Source organism: Fusibacter tunisiensis (assembly GCF_016908355.1).
GTDB classification, from domain to species: domain Bacteria; phylum Bacillota; class Clostridia; order Peptostreptococcales; family Acidaminobacteraceae; genus Fusibacter_D; species Fusibacter_D tunisiensis.
Genome location: NZ_JAFBDT010000016.1, coordinates 25,555 through 46,347 on the forward strand (window position 1 = coordinate 25,555; position 20,793 = coordinate 46,347).

A 20,793-nucleotide genomic window follows, 5' to 3' on the forward strand; every position below is an offset into this window, starting at 1 on the left:
TCTTCATACTGAAGGCGGAATTTCTTTTTCTTTACTGACCAATGTCCTTTCGATAAAAACACCCGTTGAACTGGATTCGTGAAGCGTCTAAATAAGCATTTTTACGCGCAATTTCATGCGTCTGCCCCTGTCCCACAAGACATAGAACCCGACCACCAGAAGTGACATAATCATCGCCTAACCAACTTGTTCCAGCGTGGAAAATCAAAGAATTTTTACACTTTTCAAGCCCATAAATCGGGATGCCCTTTTCATAGAACTCAGGGTAGCCTCCTGAGGCAAGAATCACACCTACCGTATGTGTCTCATTATATACAAGGTCAACTTCCGATAGCTTTTCCTCAACAACCGCTTCAAAAACATCCAACAAGTCGGTTTCAAGTCTTGGCAAAATCACTTCAGTTTCAGGATCTCCAAAACGCACATTGAATTCCAATACATTAACCTCATCTTCATCAATCATCAAACCCACAAAAAGTATCCCCTTATAAGACACCTTTGAGTCTTTTAACCCTTTTAAAAATGGAATCAAAACGCTTTCCTTAATTTTATCCATCCGGTCAGCGTCCACAATCCTGCTTGGGCAATACGCCCCCATACCACCTGTATTGAGGCCAAGATCACCGTCAAATGCCTTTTTATAGTCTTGAGCCACCTGCATTGGCAATATCGTCTCGCCATCACAAAAACACAAAACTGACGCTTCTACGCCTTTTAGAAACGCTTCTAAAACCACTCTTTCCCCCGCGTTTCCAAATTGCTTATCTTCCATAATTGCTTTAAGTGCACGCTGAGCATCCTGCCTGTTTTCTGCAATAACAACGCCTTTACCAGCTGCGAGACCATCTGCCTTAATCACCACTGGGTATTCAAAATCAGAAAGTGCATCCATTGCAATTTCCACAGTTTCACACACCTTATAGGCCGCTGTAGGAATTTTGTTTTTCATTAAAAAATCTTTTGTGAAACATTTACTCCCCTCAAATTGAGCGGCTTCTTGATTGGGCCCAAAAATTTTCAAACCATTTGCTTCAAACAAATCCACAATCCCCATAACAAGAGGTGCTTCAGGCCCCACTATCGTCAAATCAATCTTTTCAGACAAAGCAAATTTGAGAAGGCCTTTTAGATCAGATGCTTCTATGGGTGCACATGTTGCAATTTCTGATATCCCAGGATTCCCTGGTGCTACATACAATTTTGGTTTTCTTTTGGATTGGCTTAATTTCCAGGCAATGGCATGCTCTCTAGCGCCACTCCCAATAACTAAAACTTTCATTACAACACTCCTATCAATGTTTGAAATGACGCATTCCTGTAAATACCATCGCAATGCCATATTGATTTGCAACTTCAATTATTTCCGCATCTCTTACAGAACCTCCAGGCTGAATTATTGCCGTAACGCCTGCTTTTGCTGCCAGCTCAACCGCATCTGCAAAAGGGAAGAAAGCATCTGATGCCAAAACACTTCCCTTTGTTGGAAAGTTACTGTGACCAACTGCCGCTTCACTTGCCCAAACACGACTCACTTGACCCTGACCAAGCCCAAGCGTCATTCCATTTTTTGAAATTACAATTCCGTTTGATTTAACATGTTTACACACAGTCCAAGCGAAAGTCATCTCTTCCATTTCTTGCTTTGTGGGAATACGTTCCGTCATCACTTTCATGTCTTCCGCCATTAATTTTGAATCTTGGTCTTGAATCAAAATTCCGCCGGTAACCTTTTTAAGGTCGACTATCTGATTTTGACTTTGTGTATCGGCAACATCAAATTTCAAAATTCGGACATTTTTTTTACGCATCAAGTGTTCAAGTGCATCTGCTTCAAAATCAGGCGCGATAATAATCTCCAAAAAAATCGATCCAAGCTTTTCTGCTGTTTCCAAATCCACAGGTCTATTTAAGGCAACAACGCCTCCAAAAATAGACACCGGATCACAAGCATTGGCTTTTTCAAACGCATGAAAGATATCTATTCCCACACCTACACCACAAGGCGTAGCATGTTTAACCGCAACTGCTGTCGGCTTTTCAAACTCGTTTAAAAGTCCCAAAGCCGCATTGGCATCATTAATATTGTTAAAGGAAAGTTCTTTCCCATGTAACTGTTTCGCATCCGCAAGTCCTCTTATGTTTTTTGAAGACACTTCCCTGTAAAATGCGCCCCTTTGATGAGGATTTTCACCATAACGCATATCTTGAACTTTTTCATAAGCTAAAGTCATTTTTTGAGGAAATACATCCCCGTCAACTTGTTCCCTCAAATAATCTGATATTAAAGCATCATAAAAAGCGGTGTGCTCAAATACTTTAAGTGCAAGTTCTCTTCTAAAAACATGGGTTACCGATTTCTCTTTCAAAGCATTTAAAACACCAGAATAATCTTCCGGATTCACAACTACAAGTACATCCTCATGATTTTTAGCGGCAGACCTAAGCATGGTAGGCCCTCCAATGTCAATGTTTTCAATAGCCTCTTCAAAAGATACCTTTGGTTTTTGAATGGTTTCTGCAAACGGGTATAAATTGATAACAACCAAATCAATGGTTTCAATGCCCAAATCCTGAATCTGATTCATGTGATCCTTCAAATTCCGTCTCGCCAATATACCCGCATGAACCGCAGGATGTAACGTCTTAACACGTCCATTTAAGCACTCAGGAAAATGTGTAATCTCCGACACGTTTACAACATCCAACCCCGATGCTTTCAAAACACTTTCAGTGCCACCCGTTGAAATCAAACGAAAGCCCAAATTCACAAGTTCTTTTGCAAATTCCACAATCCCTGTTTTATCTGAAACACTAATCAATGCATTTTGCATGTTCTCCCCCTCCAAAACGATCTGCAATTTCTTTAAGCACGCTAACCAAAACCTCATGCTCCACTTCCAAAACACGCTTGCTTAAAAGTTCTGGCGTATCACCTTCTTTAACTGCTATTTGAACTTGACGTATAATAGCCCCCGTATCTATACCTGAATCCACATAGTGTACGGTCACTCCGGTTTTAGAATCTCCATTTTCAATGACCGCTTCGTGAACCTTTAACCCGAAATATCCTTTTCCACAATATTTGGGAATCAAAGACGGATGGATGTTAAGAATACGATTTTCAAACTCCGTGACAATTTCTGGCGACAAAATGTCCAAATAACCTGCCAAAACAATATAATCAACCTGCTTAGATTTCAGCAACCCAAGGAGTGCACGATCACGCGATAGACGGTCTACATAATTTCCTTTGCCAATATAATAAGCTTCAACACCCGATTTTTCAGCACGCTTTAAAGCGTATGCTTCCTTTCGATTTGAAACAACACACGCTACCGTCACAGCCAAATCACCAGACGTCACACCATCTAAAATCGCCTGAAGATTTGTGCCGCCGCCAGATACCAAAACACCTATTCTCATGCGTTGCATAAGACAACTTCTCCATGCCCGTTTATAACCTGCCCAATTGTATGGGGAACCTCACCGGATTCCTTTAAACTATCCAGGACAAAGTCTGCATGATTTGGGTCTACAACAACAATAAACCCAATTCCCATATTAAATGTGGCAAACATTTCATCTCTTTCAATTTCACCTGATTTTTGAATCAATTTAAAAATGGGGTGTGGTGTCCAACGCTCCAAATAGATTTCCACGCCAGTCCCTTCAGGCAAGATTCTTGGAATGTTCTCATAAAATCCGCCTCCAGTCATATGTATAGCGCCTTTAACCCATCTCTTCTCAAGCAATTTTAATATAGACGACACATAAATACGAGTTGGGGTTAAAAGTTGGTCGCCAACCTTACCACCCAGTTCATCCACCACTGTTTCTGGCGAAAACCCCATTTTATCAAAAATCACGTGTCTTACCAAAGAATACCCATTTGAGTGAATGCCACTAGATTCTAGACCAATTAACAAATCTCCCGGTTTAATATCTTTGCCTGTCACAACATGCTTCTCGTCTACAACGCCAACTGCAAAACCCGCCAAGTCATACTCGCCATCTGAGTAAAATCCAGGCATTTCAGCAGTTTCGCCTCCAAGAAGCGGCATTTGAGAAAGCTTGCAGGCTTTTGCGATCCCACTTACGATTTCAGCGGCTTTTTCAGCTTGAAGTTTTCCAGTTGCCATATAGTCTAAAAAGAACAACGGTGTTGCACCTTGACACAATATGTCATTGACACACATTGCCACGAGATCTTGTCCAACTGTGTCATGCCGGTCCATCATAAAAGCAAGTTTTAGTTTCGTTCCCACGCCATCAGTCCCTGCAACGAGTACAGGATTTTGAAATTCACCTGAGAGTCTTAGCAAACCACCAAAATTGCCTAAATCACCAAGCACATTCCCATTATAAGTTTCCTTCACATGTTTTTTCATCAACTCAACTGCACGTGCGCCCTCTTTTACATCTACACCTGCCGCTGCATATGTTGCTTTTTCACTCATTGGACGACTCCTTATTTTTCAAATATATGCTTGTCTCCATTTTCAGGTACTTCCATTGGATAGTTTCCATCAAAACAAGCTGTGCACAGTTCATTTCGAGATAGGCCAATTCCTTTTATTAACCCTTCTGGGCTCAAATAAGCCAGAGAATCAGCGCCAATCGCTTCACAAATTTCGCTTAATGTTTTAACCGCACCAATTAAGTGTTGACGGTTGGGGGTATCGATTCCAAAGTGACACGAATGTATAACGGGCGGCGAACACACACGCAGGTGAACCTCTGTAGCACCTGCATCCTTAAGCATTTTAATCAATTTTGCACTGGTTGTGCCCCGTACAATTGAATCGTCAATTAAAATCAATCGCTTACCTGAAATGTTTTCTTTCATCGCATTAAGTTTAAGGCGAACCGCCAACTCTCTTGATTTCTGATCTGGCTGAATAAAGGTCCGCCCCATATACTTGTTCTTTATTAAACCTACGTTAAAAGGGATGCCCGATTCTTCTGCATACCCAATAGCTGCTGCAGTTCCAGAATCCGGAACTGCAATGACCATGTCTGCATCAACGGGATTTTCCTGAGCCAAGATCTTTCCAGCTTCCTTCCGGCTAACGAAAACATTTCGACCATCAATTATGCTGTCTGGTCTGGCAAAGTATACATATTCAAAAGCGCAAACGGCCTTCCTAGAACTTTGATCAAAGAAAACCGATTCAACACCATTTTGATCAATAATGACCATTTCACCAGGTTCAATATCCCGAATAAACGTCCCACCAACAACGTCATGGGCACATGTCTCCGATGCCAAAACATAGCCATCTTCCAGTTTGGCCAAAGAAAGTGGTCTAATCCCATTTGGATCACGCACACCAATCAATTTGTCTTCCATTACAATTACAAGGGCATAAGACCCTTTGATTTGCTTTACCGATTCAACAATTGCCTGTTTCATTCCCAAATGATAATGCTTGGCAATGAGGTTTGCAATCACTTCTGTATCAATGGAGGTTTGAAAGATAGACCCGTCATCCTCCAACTCACTTCTAATGGCATTTGCATTTACCAAATTGCCATTGTGCGCGAGCGCTATGCTCCCCCCTTTATACCGAACAACTAGCGGTTGAGCGTTTGAAGCATAACTTTCGCCCGTTGTGGAATACCGCACATGCCCAATCCCAACGTCGCCATGCAAACGGTTTAAAATCGACGTGTTAAAAACCTCTTGCACCAAGCCCATCTCTTTATAATATTGCATTTTATTGTCTTTCACCACTGCAATTCCAGCGCTTTCCTGTCCACGGTGCTGAAGCGCGATAAGTCCAAAACACAACATTTGGGGTACTACTTCTGATTCTTTGGCATAAATCCCAATAACACCACATTCTTCATGCAACTTATCCTCGAGACACGCCAAACTATGCATGTGTAGAACCCTCAGTTAGTCTTTCAAGCACCTCTTGGTATGTAGATTCCACATCGCCAAGATCTCTTCTAAACCGGTCTTTGTCCATCTTCTTATGTGTCTGTGAATCCCACAATCTGCACGTGTCAGGTGAAATTTCATCTGCAAGGATTACCTCTCCATTATAATCGCCAAATTCAAGCTTAAAATCTATAAGGTTTAGACCTTTATCCATAAAATAAGCTTTAAGGATCTCATTTACTTTTAGGGCATACGTTTTAATAAGTGCAACCTGATCCTTTGATGCAAAATTCATAGCTGCAATATGATACTCATTGATCATAGGATCACCCAACGCATCATCTTTATAGCAAAACTCCAAAACTGTTTCATTCATTGTATACCCTTCTTCAAGGCCAAGCCGTTTCGCCAAAGAACCAGCAGCCACATTACGCACAATGACTTCCAAAGGTAATATTTTAACAGCTTTCACAATTTGTTCACGGTCATTAACAAGGGATTCAAAATGTGTCGGCACGCCAGAAGCTTCAACAACTTTGAACAAGAGGGCGCTCATTTTATTATTGACGATACCCTTGTCATGAATGGACCCCTTTTTTTCACCATTAAATGCCGTTGCATCATCTTTATATTCAATCCAATATTTAGTGACATCATCCGTCTTGTAAACGCGTTTCGCTTTGCCTTCATACAACATTTCAAGCTTTTTCATATTTGCCTCCTAGTATCTGTCCTGAATGGACGCATCTTTAACCAGCACTTGGTCTGCCATTTTCTTTTTATAAGTGTGCAATTTATGCCGTAATTCTGGGTATTTAACAGATAAAATCTGAACAGCAAGAAGACCCGCATTTTCTGCCCCATTAATGGCAACCGTAGCAACTGGAATTCCAGAAGGCATTTGCACAATTGAAAGCAAAGAATCAAGTCCATCCATAGTTGATGATTTAATTGGCAATCCAATAACCGGAAGTACAGAAACACCTGCTATTACGCCCGGTAAATGTGCCGCTTTACCAGCAGCCCCAATGATTACATCTACACCATTCTCTTCAAGGCTCATGGCGTATTCCACAGCCAAATGTGGTGTACGGTGCGCAGAAAGGACACGCGCTTCTACAGAGACGCCAAAATCCTTCAAAACATCAATACACTTTTCAACGACAGGAAAATCAGAATCACTTCCCATAAGAATTGCTACTTTCATACACCCTCCAAATCACGAATAATTTTTAGACAACAAAAGAATTTGTTCGTTAAGTTTATGATACCATCTGTCTCTCTTCCGTCAATAGTAAATCGAACTATTTTTGATAAATTTTATTTAATATTCATGTTTGATGGGGTCTCAACTAAGAATTTCCAGTATTTCTTAGGCATCATCTGTTTTTGTTGTCTTGGATTCAAGCGTTCGTCAATTGAAATAGCCTTAAAATATTTTTTCCACAGACTTCGATAATTCCGCTCGCGTTCGGAAAAATTGAGAATCGAAGGCATTTCAAGTGGCTTAATATAAATTGCAGTGCCATCATAAAACGCCGCAAGGCCACGTTTTACATCATGAATCACCCAGCTTTGTGCACCGAGCCTTTCTTTAAAATGGCCCGTCAGAAGCGGAACAATATTTTGAGTGGGTTCAAAAGCCGCATAAAGAATCCCGTTTTCAAGTTCTGAAAACCTGAGAAGGCCTAAAAAAAGATGCGATTCACGTGTTACCCGATTATAAAGTTTATACATTTGAGAAATATACGGATCAGATAAGCACATAACACCCCCGGCGCCCAACTGATTCAGTCTTTTTAAATAATTGAACAAAAAAGTTCCATAATGCGTGTCTTCTGCTAAAAAAGCATACGCTAAGTGCCTAAACGCATGTTCACCAAACGCCTCTAAAATCCATTTTGTGACACGATCCACATGTTCAGCGTTCACCTGTACCACAATCGTTTCGTTTAAACACGACATTTGATAGGTCTCTTGAAGAAGCAACCGGCTTTCATTAAGCTTCTCTTTCGCTTTAAACATGTAATAAATACCCGTCAATGCCCCTTCAAACGTCCCATCATATAGATAATCTTTCATGCCCACCACCAAACTGTTTTGGATAAAGGTCAAACAAATTCAACTGTGTGTTACCATCTGCTAAGAGCTGCCTTAAAAACATAGGATTTTCATCCACGCGTGCAAGCATCTTGCCTTTACAAGTTATAAAATATTGAGCGCGTTTGAGCACAACACCTATGCGCTTAAGGCCATCGAAATCTAGATATGCCAATCGCCTTGCTGCCAAAATTCGTCTGGCAGAAACAGTTCCGATACCAGGTACTCTCAAAAGCGTCATTAAATCTGCCCGGTTGACGTCTATTGGAAAAAGATGCAAATTACGAAGCGCCCATTGGGCTTTCGGATCTAAGACCAGATCTAAATCAGGGGCTTCTTCATTTAACAACTCTGAAGCCTTGAATCCGTAGAATCTTAGCAGCCAGTCAGCTTGGTAAATACGATGTTCTCTCTGTAGAGAGTGTATGCCATATGGGACAACACCCTCAACACGGCCAACCGGCACATAACTGGAATAATACACACGCTTCAGCTTCATCTTCTGGTAAAAAGCTTCTGAAATTCTCAAAATCATATAGTCCGGTTCAGGGGTCGCACCGACAATCAATTGAGTTGTTTGACCTGCTGGTACAAATAATTTTGCTTTCTTAAATTTCTTTGCATCCACTCTATACGAGGCCATTTCTTCACGAATCAATTTCATAGGCTCAATAATTTGCGCCCGATCTTTTTCAGGGGCTAAAAGCCTCAAACTCTGACTTGTTGGCAACTCAATATTTAGACTCATTCGATCCACATAGAGCCCAGCCTCCCTGATAAGCTTTGCATCTGCACCAGGAATTCCCTTCAAATGAATATAGCCATTGAAATTTTCACGCACCCTCAACGTTTTAACAACTTGAATCAATTGCTCCATTGTATAGTCTGGAGATCTTAAGACCCCCGAACTTAAAAACAGTCCCTCTATGTAATTGCGTCTATAAAACTGAATCACAAGATCTACCAATTCATCTGGTGTAAAAGAGACACGCTTAATTGAGTCGTTGGAGTTTCTATTGATACAGTATCCACAATCGTACATACAGGCATTTGTAAATAGAATTTTTAATAAAGAAATGCACCGTCCATCATCTGCAAAACTGTGACAAATTCCAGGCGCAGATGCATTCCCAATACCGTTATAAGTTGCAGACCTATTGCTACCACTAGATGAGCACGATACATCATATTTTGCAGAATCAGCCAAAATGGTTAATTTTTCAAGTGTTGTCATGGGGTCCCCCTTATTCTTAAAACAGAACATGTGTTCTGTTTTAAGAATACACCTTTTCCACAAAAAAGTAAAGAAAATCCCACTTTTCACATCCAATACGGGTATGAAAAATGGGATTTTATGATACTCTAACGGTAGAAATAATCACCTTCAATATTCTTTATGAAATCTGAGTCGCTTTTCCAACTAAAAGGGATATAGTTGAAATAAAGTGCTTCCTCTATAACCACTTCACCTTCAAAGGCTCTAAGAGCCGCTTCAAAACTTTCTGGTTTTGGCTCAAGGGTGTTAAAACTGCTATAGTAAGCTGGTGGAAATTGGCCTTTTTGAAAAATAACACCTTCTACAGTATTTGGAAAACCAGTATGTTCTACACGATTAAGCACGACATTGGCAACCGCAGTCTTTTTTAAAATAGAACCATCGCGGGCCTCTAAATCCACAAGTCTGGCCAACATCAAAAGCTCTTCGTCCGTATACGCATACCTCAGCGAGACTGGCATTTCATCCAATTGCTCTGGCATCAAAACCAATGTTTCGCCATCAAGGGTCGCAATTTTTAACGCTTCATCATAAACATAGTCAAAGTCATAAACAGCCGCTAAATATGACATCGGTACAAACAGCCTTCCTTCTAAAGTAACCGTTTCCGTCTCCATTTTCACAAGACCTGTATCCGTCACAACTGCAGATGACCCAATCTCGAACACATAATTTCGACCCATGTGCTTCAAATAAGCTGCTTGAGCCACATCACTCCATGTAACTTGTGCCCCATACATTTCAGCAAAGGCCACAAGACCACCATATACCGTCTCTCCATCTTGCCAGACCAAACGCTCATCTACAACACTTTGATCTTGATAAGCAATTAGTATATCCTCTGCAAAAACGACATTAACAGATAAAATCAAGATAACAATAAACACAATCCATTTTTTCAAATGCATATAATCCTCCTTAATAAACTATTTGTGTATTCTACCACAAAAGTCTAGTAATTTGAAGATTATTTATAATACTGTACCCCAGATGTAAAGAGGTTGAAATATTTCTCTCCAGAAATATTTTTATACAAATGGTCTCCCATTCGTTCAACGTGGCCCATTTTGCCTAGAATTCTACCATCTGCAGACGTTAATCCTTCAATTGCTTCAACAGATCCATTTAAATTGTAAGCCCCATCATACGTCGGCCTTCCAGAGGCATCAACATATTGGGTTGCAATTTGACCTTTATGGGCCATGGCTTCAATAGCATCCACATTTGCGTAAAACCTGCCTTCGCCATGGGAAAAAGCCGTTTTAAAAACATCGCCCACTTGAACACCACTAAACCAAGGTGACATGACAGAAGAAACGCGTACATTTCCCATTTTTGCCACGTGACGACCAATTTTATTAAAGGTTAATGTTGGCGCATCCGGTTCCAAAGAACGTATCTCGCCATAAGGCAAAAGACCTGTTTTCACAAGCGCTTGAAATCCATTACAAATGCCTAAAATTAAGCCATCCCGAGACTGCAATAGACGCATAACCGATTCTGCTACCTTGGGATTTCTTAAAACAGATGCCATAAACTTACCCGATCCTTCAGGCTCATCGCCAGCACTAAAACCACCTGGAAGCGCTAAAATTTCACTTTGATCCAAAAGTTTAGAAAGCGCCTCAATTGAATCCATCAAATCAGATTGCGTACGATTTCTAAACACAAAAGTTTCTACTTTTGCGCCTGCTTTTTCAAACGCCTTTGCAGTATCGTATTCACAATTCGTTCCCGGAAAAACAGGCACCAAAACACGTGGTTTTGCTATAGAAATTGAAGGCTTGTGCTGGCTTCTTTTTTTATACTCAAATGCTTTCGCATATCCCTCACCTTCATGAACAGTTGGAAAAATAGGTTTCAGCGGTTTTTCCCAAGTCTCAATTAAATTACGTATCGCATAACGCTTATCTTCAAATCCAATCGAGGCTTTTTCTATGGTTTTTCCAATTTCAAAACACCAAGCCATCTCTTCAAAAATCGCTTCTTTGCCACTTGCAAGTTCAAAAACAATGCTGCCATAAGCTTCTTCTTTAAGCATGGCTTCAAATTTCGAATTAAAGTCCACACCAATTTCATTTCCAAATGCCATCTTTGTCACAGCAACTAAAGCGCCGCCTTTGCCAACCGCATAAGCAGATAAAATATCCCCCGCCGCAATTGCTTTATGAATTTTTGAGTAGCCATATAAGAGACTATCAAATTCAAGCAAATCATCCGTCAACCGCTTTGCATACCACATATATACTTTTGACCCAGATTTCTTAAGTTCAGGCGTTATCACACAATCTGCTTGATTGGTTGAAACCGCAAACGATATCAAGGTTGGTGGCACTCCCAAATCCTTAAAAGAGCCTGACATGGAATCTTTTCCGCCAATTGCAGCTATCCCAAAAGCACTTTGCGCATGACTCGCGCCTAACAGTGCCGCGAAGGGTTTGCCCCACTTTTTAGGATCAGCCCCCAAACGTTCAAAATACTCTTGGAGCGACACTCTAATTTTCTTATAACTGGCACCAGATGCAACCAGTTTGGCCACAGATTCAACCACAGCATAATACCCCCCATGGAAAGGAGACCATTTCCCAATTTCAGGATTAAACCCATAACTCATCATAGAAACGGTATCTGTTTCACCATGAAGCACGGGGATTTTTGACACCATCGTCTGAATAGGTGTCGATTCTGTTACACCCCCAAAAGGCATCAACACCGTTCCAGCCCCAATTGTATTGTCAAAACGTTCAACCAATCCTCTTTGAGAGCAAATATTCAAGTCTTCTAGCATTTCAGGCAAATCTCGTTCTCTTTGCGGTTCAAAAAAGGTTTTTGTTTGCGGGGATACAACTGTTACTTTCATTTCACCACGAACACCATTGGTGTCTAAAAAAGCTCTTGAGAGATTTAAAACTTCCTGTCCCTTATAAACCATAATCAAATGTCCAGAGTCTGTAACCTTTGCCACCACAGAAGCCTCTAAATTTTCATCATGACAAAACCCAATAAAGGCATTGACATCTTGAGGCGCCACAACCACAGCCATACGTTCTTGTGATTCAGATATTGCAATTTCGGTCCCATCAAGCCCCTCATATTTTTTCACAACTGCATCGAGGTTAATTTCCAGAGAATCTGCCAACTCTCCAATAGCAACCGAAACGCCTCCAGCCCCAAAATCATTACATTTTTTTATGAGCCGTGTCACATTTGAATTCCGAAACAAACGCTGAATCTTACGCTCTTCTGGTGGATTGCCTTTTTGAACCTCTGCACCACAAGTCATCAAACTATCCTCATCATGCGACTTTGACGATCCTGTTGCACCACCAATACCATCTCTCCCAGTTGCGCCACCCACTAAGATCACAACATCTCCAGAAACAGGACACGCCCGAACAACATTTGTATAAGGTGCAGCGCCAATGACAGCACCTACTTCCATACGCTTAGCAACGTATCCCGGATCATATACTTCAGAAACAAGCCCTGTAGAAAGTCCAATTTGGTTGCCATAAGCACTAAATCCTGCCGCTGCTTTTTGTGTAATCACCTTTTGTGGCAACTTGCCATCTAGCGTTTCTGATATGGGCTGACGCGGATCGGCTGAACCTGAAACGCGCATACTTTGATACACGTAACTGCGACCAGAAAGTGGATCTCTAATTGCACCACCAAGACATGTTGCAGCACCCCCAAATGGCTCTATTTCTGTTGGATGATTGTGGGTTTCATTTTTAAACATCAAAAGCCAAGGCTCTTTTTCACCATTCACTGAAACATCTATTTTTATACTACACGCATTGATCTCATCAGACACATCTAAATCTTCGAGCCCACCACTCAATCTCAATGCCTTCATATTAATAGTTGCCAAATCCATTAGAGTTACAGCACGATCCTTAAGCGGGTAGACAAAATCTCTAAGGCCAATATAGTGGTCATAAGCTTCCACCATAGCCCTTTTATAAGGCCCATTTTCAAAAGTCACATCGGTAAGCAAAGTCATAAACGTTGTGTGCCTGCAGTGATCAGACCAATACGTATCAATAACCTTAATTTCAGTCATTGTAGGATTTCTTTTCTCTTTAGCAAAGGTCTTTTGGATGAGTTTGAGATCTTCAAGGGTCATCGCCAACCCCAAGTCTTGCCTAAAAGTATCCAGCGTCTCAAAATCCCAGTCCACAAACCCTTCAACCACCGGAACAAAACCAGGTGCATCGAGTTTCAAATCCAAAGCGTTTGGCTTTTCAATTGGAACCTCATAACTCTCCACCGGATTAATTAAATAGGCCTTAATCCTATCCAAATCAAAATCCGAAACCCCTTCCACAACATATATTTTTGAGGAAATAATTTGAGGTTTTTCACCCAAGGTTACAATTTGAATACATTGTGCAGCCGAATCAGCTCTTTGGTCATATTGTCCCGGCAAATAGGAAACTCTAAAAATTTGCTTCCCTTCTAATTCATCTTCAGATAAAACACGGTCTACATTCGGTTCGGATAAAACAACTTGCTTAACCTCCGAAAGTTGTTCATCTGAAACACCTTCGAAATCATAGCAATTAATAATTCGAATTGACACTTCTGACTCTAGCGCCAATGTTTGATGCAGTTCCTTGGCAAGATGTTCTGCCTCAACTGCAAACGCTTTCTTTTTTTCAACAAGCACACGCTCCACCATATTTGCCTCCAAATCGATTTCTATTACCTACAATATACCACAGAGTCGAACAAAATTAAAATTATTATAATTAATGTTCGTTATAATGTGGGCTAATATAAAATTCTTGTGTCAAATTTTCATTAATCCTGTTTAACATCTTTTTATACTGGTATAATCTTATTAGCACAGCTAATTATTTCATACAAAATAATCAGAGGGGTTAATTTCATCCCCCAGCATCAAGGAGCTTGTTATGCAGACTGAAACCAATAAACAGCATACATCCATCAACTTTGAACTTTACAAATTTTTCTATCACAGCGCTCACGACCTTAATTTTTCAAAAGCTGCAAATACCCTACACGTCACTCAATCAGCCGTGAGTCAAGCCATCAAATCCTTAGAAACTCAATTGGGGGTGAATCTTTTTTTTAGGCAGGGTCGAAATATAAAACTCACTTTTGAAGGCGAAGTTTTGTATAAACATATTGAAAAAGCCTACAATTTTATCCGATCCGCTGAAAATGCGATTCACAGCATCAAATCACTGGATGAAGGCACAATTTTTATCGGTGCAAGTGATACCATAACGCGTTATTATTTGATTCCTAAAATTAAAATGTTTCATGCCTTATATCCAAAAGTACGTATATCCATCAGCAACAGGCCTTCTCCAAAATCTGTTGAACGCCTCAAAAACGGTGAAATCGATATTGCAGTGATCAATACCAACCCCAAGTGCTCTTATGAAGGTTTAAGTGTTTCACCATTTTCATCTATTGAAAATCTTTTTATCTGCAGTGGTTTTAGAAAGGACATTTATTCAAGAACACACACTTTAAAAGAATTGACCCAATATCCCATAATATGTCTAGAAGAAAATTCAACGACCCGCCGTGTTCTAAATGCGTATTATGCAGACCATAAATTAGAACTGGAGCCTGCTTTTGAATTTGGGTCACTTGACGTTATTTTAGAATCTGTAAAAGCGGATATGGGCATTGGATTTGTAACACAAAACATTGCAGAGCTCGCTTTAAAAAAAGAAAGTGTGTGTCGAATCCCAGTGGTCGAATCAATTCCCGCCATCACTGTCAGTGTTTTGACAAACACCAGCAAGCCACTCTCTTTGGCGGCACAGAAATTTTTAGATTTACTTATTGCTAAGCACGATTAAAGGAGGTTCCCATGACAGACCAAAACATTCAAGACTCTATTCTTAAAAAAGGTTATTTTTATCTGAATGAAGGTGACTTTGACATCCATCTTTTTCATGAAGGGTCCTATTACAAAAGTTATGAATTTCTTGGCGCACATTACATAACCCGCCTTGATATAGAGGCGGTACGGTTCGTCGTATGGTCACCAAACGCCACCGCCATCCATCTAATGGGCGATTTTAACGATTGGGACGAAACCCAATTCCCCATGCAACGTATAAAAGGCAGCAGTTTATGGCAAATTTGTATTCCAGGCGTTCAAATGTTCGATCGGTACAAGTACAGAATTACAGCTACTGATGGTCAGATTCTTTACAAAGCCGACCCTTATGCTTTTCATGCAGAAGAACGTCCTGAAACCGCTTCAAAATTCTACGATTTAAAGGGTTACATTTGGCACGATTCAGAATGGCTAAAAAGCAGAGAAGCGTCTGATGATTACAATCGTCCCATCAGCATTTATGAAGTCAACCTTCTGTCGTGGCGAAAAAAACACGACGGCAAACAATATTCCTATCATGATTTGGCTCAAGAGCTCATCCCCTATGTCAAGGAGATGAACTTCACGCATATTGAACTCATGCCCATTATGGAACACCCTTACGATGGGTCTTGGGGCTATCAAATTACAGGCTACTATGCACCTACCAGTCGTTTTGGTACCCCTAAAGATTTTATGTATTTTGTTGATACTTGCCATCAAAATGGCATTGGCGTGATACTAGACTGGGTTCCAGGGCACTACTGCAAAGACGCGCATGGTCTTTATCACTTTGATGGTGGCAGCGTCTTTGAATCACATGATTACGATAAGGCCCACAACGACGAATGGGGAACAGCAAATTTTGATTATGGCAAGCCTGAAGTAAAATCTTTCTTAATTTCAAACCTACTCTATTGGCATGACTACTACCATGTAGACGGAATCAGAATCGATGCAGTTGCCTATATGCTCTATCTTAATTTCGGGGGGAAACTGCTGAAAAACAAATACGGCGGCTTTGAAAATCTTGAAGCAGTTGATTTTATAAAACAAATGAATGAAATTGTATTTAAGTACTACCCAAACACCTTAATGATGGCAGAAGAAAGCACAGCTTGGCCTATGGTCTCATGGCCTACAGCCTCTGGTGGTTTGGGTTTCAACTACAAGTGGAACATGGGATGGATGAACGATATTCTTGAATATATGCAACTTGACCCCGTATTTAGAAGTGGCTTTCACAAGGCTTTAACCTTTACCATGACTTACGCGTTTTCGGAAAATTTTGTTCTGCCACTCAGTCACGATGAAGTGGTACATGGCAAAAAATCCTTACTTGAAAAAATGCCCGGAACGTATCACGAAAAATTTTCAAATTTAAAGCTCCTTTACGCGTATATGTATGCACATCCGGGTAAAAAACTATTGTTCATGGGCAGTGAATTCGGTCAGTTCATTGAATGGAACGAATGGCAAGCATTGGATTGGCATCTTTTGAACTATGATTCACACAAAAACGTTCAAACATTCTTAAAAGATTTAAATGGTTTTTACAAAACGGAAGCCTGCTTGTACGGCGTGGACACATCTTACGATGGGTATGAATGGATTGAAGTTGACAACTCAAAAGAAAGCATCATTTCTTTCGAACGCATTGATGCGGATGGACATAAACTTCTCGCCATCTTTAACTTTACGCCTGTTGGCCGGAATGCCCACCCAATAGGTGTCACTCAGGAGGGGACTTATGAAGTTGTTTTAAATTCAAATTCTGAACGCTATGGCGGTTCAAGCCCCTCTCAGAAAAAAAATTACCAAACTGAAAATGAACCTGCATTTAATCGGCCATATTCAATTAGAATTGAACTTCCCGGCTTAAGTGCCGTTTATATTAAATTAAAGGAGGAAGCAACCCATGAAAGAAGGTAAAATGATTGCCATGCTGCTTGCTGGCGGACAAGGCTCTAGACTCAAACTCCTCACCAAGGATGTGGCGAAGCCAGCAGTTCCTTTTGGAGGGAAATATCGAATTATTGATTTCCCACTGAGTAACTGCTCAAATTCCAACATATTTGATGTGGGCATCCTCACACAATACAAGCCTTATCAGCTTAACTCTCACATTGGAATTGGAAGCTCGTGGGATTTAGACCGCCCCAACGGCGGTGTTCGCGTCTTGCCACCCTATACAAACGAACAAGGGGGCAGGTGGTATAAGGGCACTGCAAATGCCATTTACGAGAACCTTTCTTTTATCGATGAATTAGATCCTGAATTTGTACTCATTTTATCGGGCGACCATATTTACAAAATGGATTATTCTGTTATGTTGGATTTCCATCTTGAAAAAAATGCAGACGTGACTGTCTCTGTCATTGAAGTCCCTTGGGAAGAAACCAATCGTTTTGGTATTCTAAAAATCGATGCAGATCAATTGATCACAGAGTTTCTTGAAAAACCTAAAAACGCTACTTCCAACCTAGCTTCCATGGGCATCTATATTTTTAACTGGAAATCATTGCGCGATTATCTGATTGCCGATGAAAAAAATCCAGATTCTGAAAACGATTTTGGAAAAAACATTATTCCAAATATGACAGTTGACGGCAAGAAAATGTACGCCTATAAATTTCAAGGCTATTGGAAAGATGTTGGTACAATTAAAAGTTACTGGGAAGCAAATATGGACCTTCTTTCTGATGAAAATACATTGGATTTATATGACCGAACATGGAAAATATACTCCAAAAACAAACATTTGCCACCGCATTATATTTCAGCAGACGCTCATGTTAAAAACTCCATGATCAATGAGGGGTGTGTCATAAATGGCACTCTTGAAAACGCAATGCTTTTTAATGAGATTCACATTGAAAAAAATGCTGTTGTGAAAAATAGCGTCATTCTGTCAGGGGTTGTTGTTGAAGAAGGGGCTTCTGTTTACAATGCCGTTATTATGGAAAATGTCGTTGTTGAATCCGGGACTAAAATTGGCAGTCCTGATTCTGAAGAAGTCTACTTGGTCAGCAGCACCAATATCATAAAATCATAGAGAGGTGCCTTATGAAAAATTGTCTTGGTATTATTAACATGAGTGAAAATGATTCAACTATGGGGGCCTTAACCCAAAATAGGCCTACAGCAATGTTACCAATTGCCGGTCGCTACCGGGTAATTGATTTTGTCCTGTCCAACATGGTAAACAGCGGCATAACAGGCATTGGTGTTTTTACAGGCAACAAAGTCAGATCGGTTATGGACCATCTCGGCTCTGGTCAACCCTGGGATTTGGACCGCAAGCTCAACGGTTTGTTTGTGTTCACCCCAACGTATGACTACCACTCCATTCACCGAAAAATAGGTGACTTGGAACTCTTTTTTGAAAACAACAGTTTTGTAAAATACGCCAAGCAAGATTATCTCTTGTTTTCCAAAAGTTACATGTTGGCCAATATAGATTACAATGAAGCTTTCAAGGCGTTTTTAGAATCTGGCGCTGATATTTCAATTGTTTATAAAAAAGTTAAAGATAAATCCAACGCCTTCTTAGGCTGCGATAAAATTCATTTTGATGACGATGGTGTATTCGAAAGCATTGGGACGAATCTAGGCATGGATATTGAATTCAATATGTCCATGGAAATGTACTTTATAAAAAAATCTGTCTATTTTGAAATCCTATATGATGCGGTTGAAAAGGGAAATGCCAACTACTTAAAGCAAGCCATATTCAACAATCTTGACAAATATAAAGTACACACGCATGAGTTTAAAGGCCATGTGTTTCCCATCAACACAATTAAAAATTATTTTAATGCAAATATGGGCATTTTGAAATCGGATATCGAAAAGGATCTTTTCTTCTCCAATGGCCATATTCTAACAAAAGTTAAAGATGAGCCTTCAACCTACTACAAACAAAATGCCAAAGTTAAAAATTCATTTGTTGCCAACGGCTGCATCATCGATGGGTATGTGGAAAATTCTATTATTTTTAGAGGGGTTAAAATAGACAAAGGCTGTATTATAAGAAATAGTATTGTGATGCAAAAATCCGATATACAGGAAAACGTCCATTTAAATTACGTAATTTTAGACAAACGCGCTAAAGTTAGCAAAGGCGTAACCCTAATTGGGGATCCTTCAAGTCCATATATTGCCAGTAAAAAAGCCACCATCACAAGGGAGGGAGAACAATGATCAAACTTGCATTTGTCGCATCAGAAGTCGCCCCGTTTGCCAAAACAGGCGGACTCGCTGACGTGGCGGGATCATTGCCAAAAGCACTGAAATCTAAGAAAATGGATGTTGATGTCTACATGCCTCTACATGGAAAAATAAGCAATCAATATCGGGAAGATATGACTTTTATAGGGTCTACATCTATTCATATGGGTTGGCGAACACAATATGTGGGCATTTTGCACCTAGAGTATGGTGGGGTCAACCACTATTTCATTGACAACGAATTCTATTTCGGTCGCAATGACTTGTATGGTGAAGGTGATGATGAGGAACGCTATATCTACTTTTCAAAAGCTGTTCTTGCAGCTATGAAATATATGGATCGAAAGCCCAACATTATTCATACAAACGACTGGCACACAGCATCTGTAAATATACTGATTAACGAGTACAAAAAACACGACGCCTTCTACGAGGCTGTCAAAACGGTTTTTACCATACACAACCTCAGATACCAAGGCGTTTTCGACCCTTATACACTTGGGGATCTTTTGAATTTACCACATGACTACTTTAACGAAGAACACCTTAAATTTTACAACGCCATCAATCTTATGAAGGGCGGTATTGTTTTTAGTGACCATATTACCACAGTTTCTAGAAGTTATGCGCAAGAAATCAAGTACCCCTATTTTGGTGAAAATTTAGATGGCGTGCTCCGAAAATATGACTTTAAACTTACTGGAATCGTAAATGGGATTGATTATGATCTTTACAGACCATCAACCGATCCAAAAATTCCTGTTAATTATGATTTAAGAAGTATTGGACGCAAAAAAGAGATTAAGATGCATCTGCAAGTAAAATTCGGTCTCCCAGTTGATCCAGATATCCCAATGCTTGCCATCGTTTCAAGACTGGCCGATATGAAGGGGCTCGACCTCATTCAACATATTCTCGATGAATTATTAACCGAAAACATTCAACTTGTTGTTTTAGGGACTGGCGAACACCGTTATGAAGACCTTTTTAGAACCTATCAATACAAGTACCCAGACAAGGTAGCAGCCAGAATTTATTTTGATCAAGATGAGTCTCACGTTGTCTATGCTGGCTCAGATATTTTTCTAATGCCTTCACTGTTTGAACCTTGTGGCTTAAGTCAGTTAATTGCGCTTAGATATGGCAGTATTCCAATTGTAAGACAAATTGGTGGTTTAAAAGATACCGTAATCCCCTATAACAAATATACCGGCGAGGGCAATGGCTTTGGATTTATGAATTACAATGCACACGAACTTCTTTTCACCATTAAAGAAGCCCTTGAGATTTATAACGACCCTGAAACATGGAAAATAATCATGCGGCATGCTATGAAGGCAGACCACAGTTGGACATCTTCTGCAAAAGAGTACATGAAAATCTATTACAAATTATTGGGACAGGAGCTTTTTGAAGAGCCTGAAATGTGAGGTGACC

General features: G+C 40.2%; 16 protein-coding genes. 5 read left to right on the plus strand and 11 right to left on the minus strand.

Going from position 1 to position 20,793, the window contains the following annotated elements:
- Positions 1 to 31: 31 nt before the first annotated feature.
- The 11 genes from purD to JOC49_RS09420 form a co-directional block, all read right to left on the minus strand.
- On the minus strand, positions 32 to 1,279 hold the full coding sequence (purD, locus tag JOC49_RS09370; RefSeq protein WP_204664668.1) for a phosphoribosylamine--glycine ligase: 1,248 nt from the start codon (positions 1,277 to 1,279) through the stop codon (positions 32 to 34).
- 13 nt (positions 1,280 to 1,292) lie between these two features.
- Positions 1,293 to 2,831: a bifunctional phosphoribosylaminoimidazolecarboxamide formyltransferase/IMP cyclohydrolase gene (gene purH / locus JOC49_RS09375; RefSeq protein WP_204664677.1), complete on the minus strand. Its 1,539-nt coding sequence runs from the start codon at positions 2,829 to 2,831 to the stop codon at positions 1,293 to 1,295.
- On the minus strand, positions 2,812 to 3,432 hold the full coding sequence (gene purN / locus JOC49_RS09380) for a phosphoribosylglycinamide formyltransferase (RefSeq protein ID WP_204664679.1): 621 nt from the start codon (positions 3,430 to 3,432) through the stop codon (positions 2,812 to 2,814). The genes purH and purN overlap by 20 nt, the downstream gene beginning before the upstream one ends.
- A complete protein-coding gene (purM, locus tag JOC49_RS09385; RefSeq protein ID WP_204664681.1) occupies positions 3,420 to 4,457 on the minus strand; it encodes a phosphoribosylformylglycinamidine cyclo-ligase in 1,038 nt (345 codons plus the stop codon). Before purM ends, purN begins: the two co-directional genes overlap by 13 nt.
- A gap of 11 nt (positions 4,458 to 4,468) precedes the next feature.
- A complete protein-coding gene (gene purF, locus JOC49_RS09390; RefSeq protein WP_204664683.1) occupies positions 4,469 to 5,884 on the minus strand; it encodes an amidophosphoribosyltransferase in 1,416 nt (471 codons plus the stop codon).
- Positions 5,877 to 6,596, minus strand: coding sequence for a phosphoribosylaminoimidazolesuccinocarboxamide synthase (gene purC / locus JOC49_RS09395; protein WP_204664685.1), 720 nt, complete (start codon positions 6,594 to 6,596; stop codon positions 5,877 to 5,879). Before purC ends, purF begins: the two co-directional genes overlap by 8 nt.
- 9 nt (positions 6,597 to 6,605) lie before the next feature.
- Positions 6,606 to 7,091: a 5-(carboxyamino)imidazole ribonucleotide mutase gene (gene purE, locus JOC49_RS09400; protein ID WP_204664687.1), complete on the minus strand. Its 486-nt coding sequence runs from the start codon at positions 7,089 to 7,091 to the stop codon at positions 6,606 to 6,608.
- Between the two features lie 113 nt (positions 7,092 to 7,204).
- A complete protein-coding gene (locus JOC49_RS09405) occupies positions 7,205 to 7,966 on the minus strand; it encodes a TIGR03915 family putative DNA repair protein (protein ID WP_204664689.1) in 762 nt (253 codons plus the stop codon).
- Positions 7,947 to 9,218: a putative DNA modification/repair radical SAM protein gene (locus JOC49_RS09410; RefSeq protein WP_204664691.1), complete on the minus strand. Its 1,272-nt coding sequence runs from the start codon at positions 9,216 to 9,218 to the stop codon at positions 7,947 to 7,949. Before JOC49_RS09410 ends, JOC49_RS09405 begins: the two co-directional genes overlap by 20 nt.
- Before the next feature lie 128 nt (positions 9,219 to 9,346).
- Positions 9,347 to 10,168, minus strand: coding sequence for a cell wall hydrolase (locus tag JOC49_RS09415; protein WP_204664693.1), 822 nt, complete (start codon positions 10,166 to 10,168; stop codon positions 9,347 to 9,349).
- A gap of 59 nt (positions 10,169 to 10,227) precedes the next feature.
- Complete coding sequence (locus tag JOC49_RS09420) at positions 10,228 to 13,944, minus strand: phosphoribosylformylglycinamidine synthase (RefSeq protein ID WP_204664695.1); 3,717 nt, start codon at positions 13,942 to 13,944, stop codon at positions 10,228 to 10,230.
- A gap of 235 nt (positions 13,945 to 14,179) precedes the next feature.
- Here JOC49_RS09420 and JOC49_RS09425 point away from each other — a divergent pair, with 235 nt between their 5' ends.
- The 5 genes from JOC49_RS09425 to glgA are packed head-to-tail and all read left to right on the plus strand — an operon-like array spanning position 14,180 to position 20,786.
- On the plus strand, positions 14,180 to 15,103 hold the full coding sequence (locus JOC49_RS09425) for a LysR family transcriptional regulator (RefSeq protein WP_204664697.1): 924 nt from the start codon (positions 14,180 to 14,182) through the stop codon (positions 15,101 to 15,103).
- Positions 15,104 to 15,114: 11 nt separating this feature from the next.
- Positions 15,115 to 17,058, plus strand: coding sequence for a 1,4-alpha-glucan branching protein GlgB (gene glgB / locus JOC49_RS09430; RefSeq protein WP_204664699.1), 1,944 nt, complete (start codon positions 15,115 to 15,117; stop codon positions 17,056 to 17,058).
- Positions 17,045 to 18,181 (plus strand): glucose-1-phosphate adenylyltransferase, encoded by a 1,137-nt coding sequence (locus JOC49_RS09435; RefSeq protein WP_204664702.1) that lies wholly within the window; start codon positions 17,045 to 17,047, stop codon positions 18,179 to 18,181. The genes glgB and JOC49_RS09435 overlap by 14 nt, the downstream gene beginning before the upstream one ends.
- An 11-nt stretch (positions 18,182 to 18,192) precedes the next feature.
- Positions 18,193 to 19,329: a glucose-1-phosphate adenylyltransferase subunit GlgD gene (gene glgD, locus JOC49_RS09440; protein ID WP_204664704.1), complete on the plus strand. Its 1,137-nt coding sequence runs from the start codon at positions 18,193 to 18,195 to the stop codon at positions 19,327 to 19,329.
- The gene (gene glgA / locus JOC49_RS09445; protein WP_459251391.1) at positions 19,329 to 20,786 is read left to right on the plus strand and encodes a glycogen synthase GlgA; all 1,458 of its coding nucleotides are present in this window, start codon (positions 19,329 to 19,331) and stop codon (positions 20,784 to 20,786) included. Before glgD ends, glgA begins: the two co-directional genes overlap by 1 nt.
- The last annotated feature ends 7 nt before the right edge of the window (positions 20,787 to 20,793 follow it).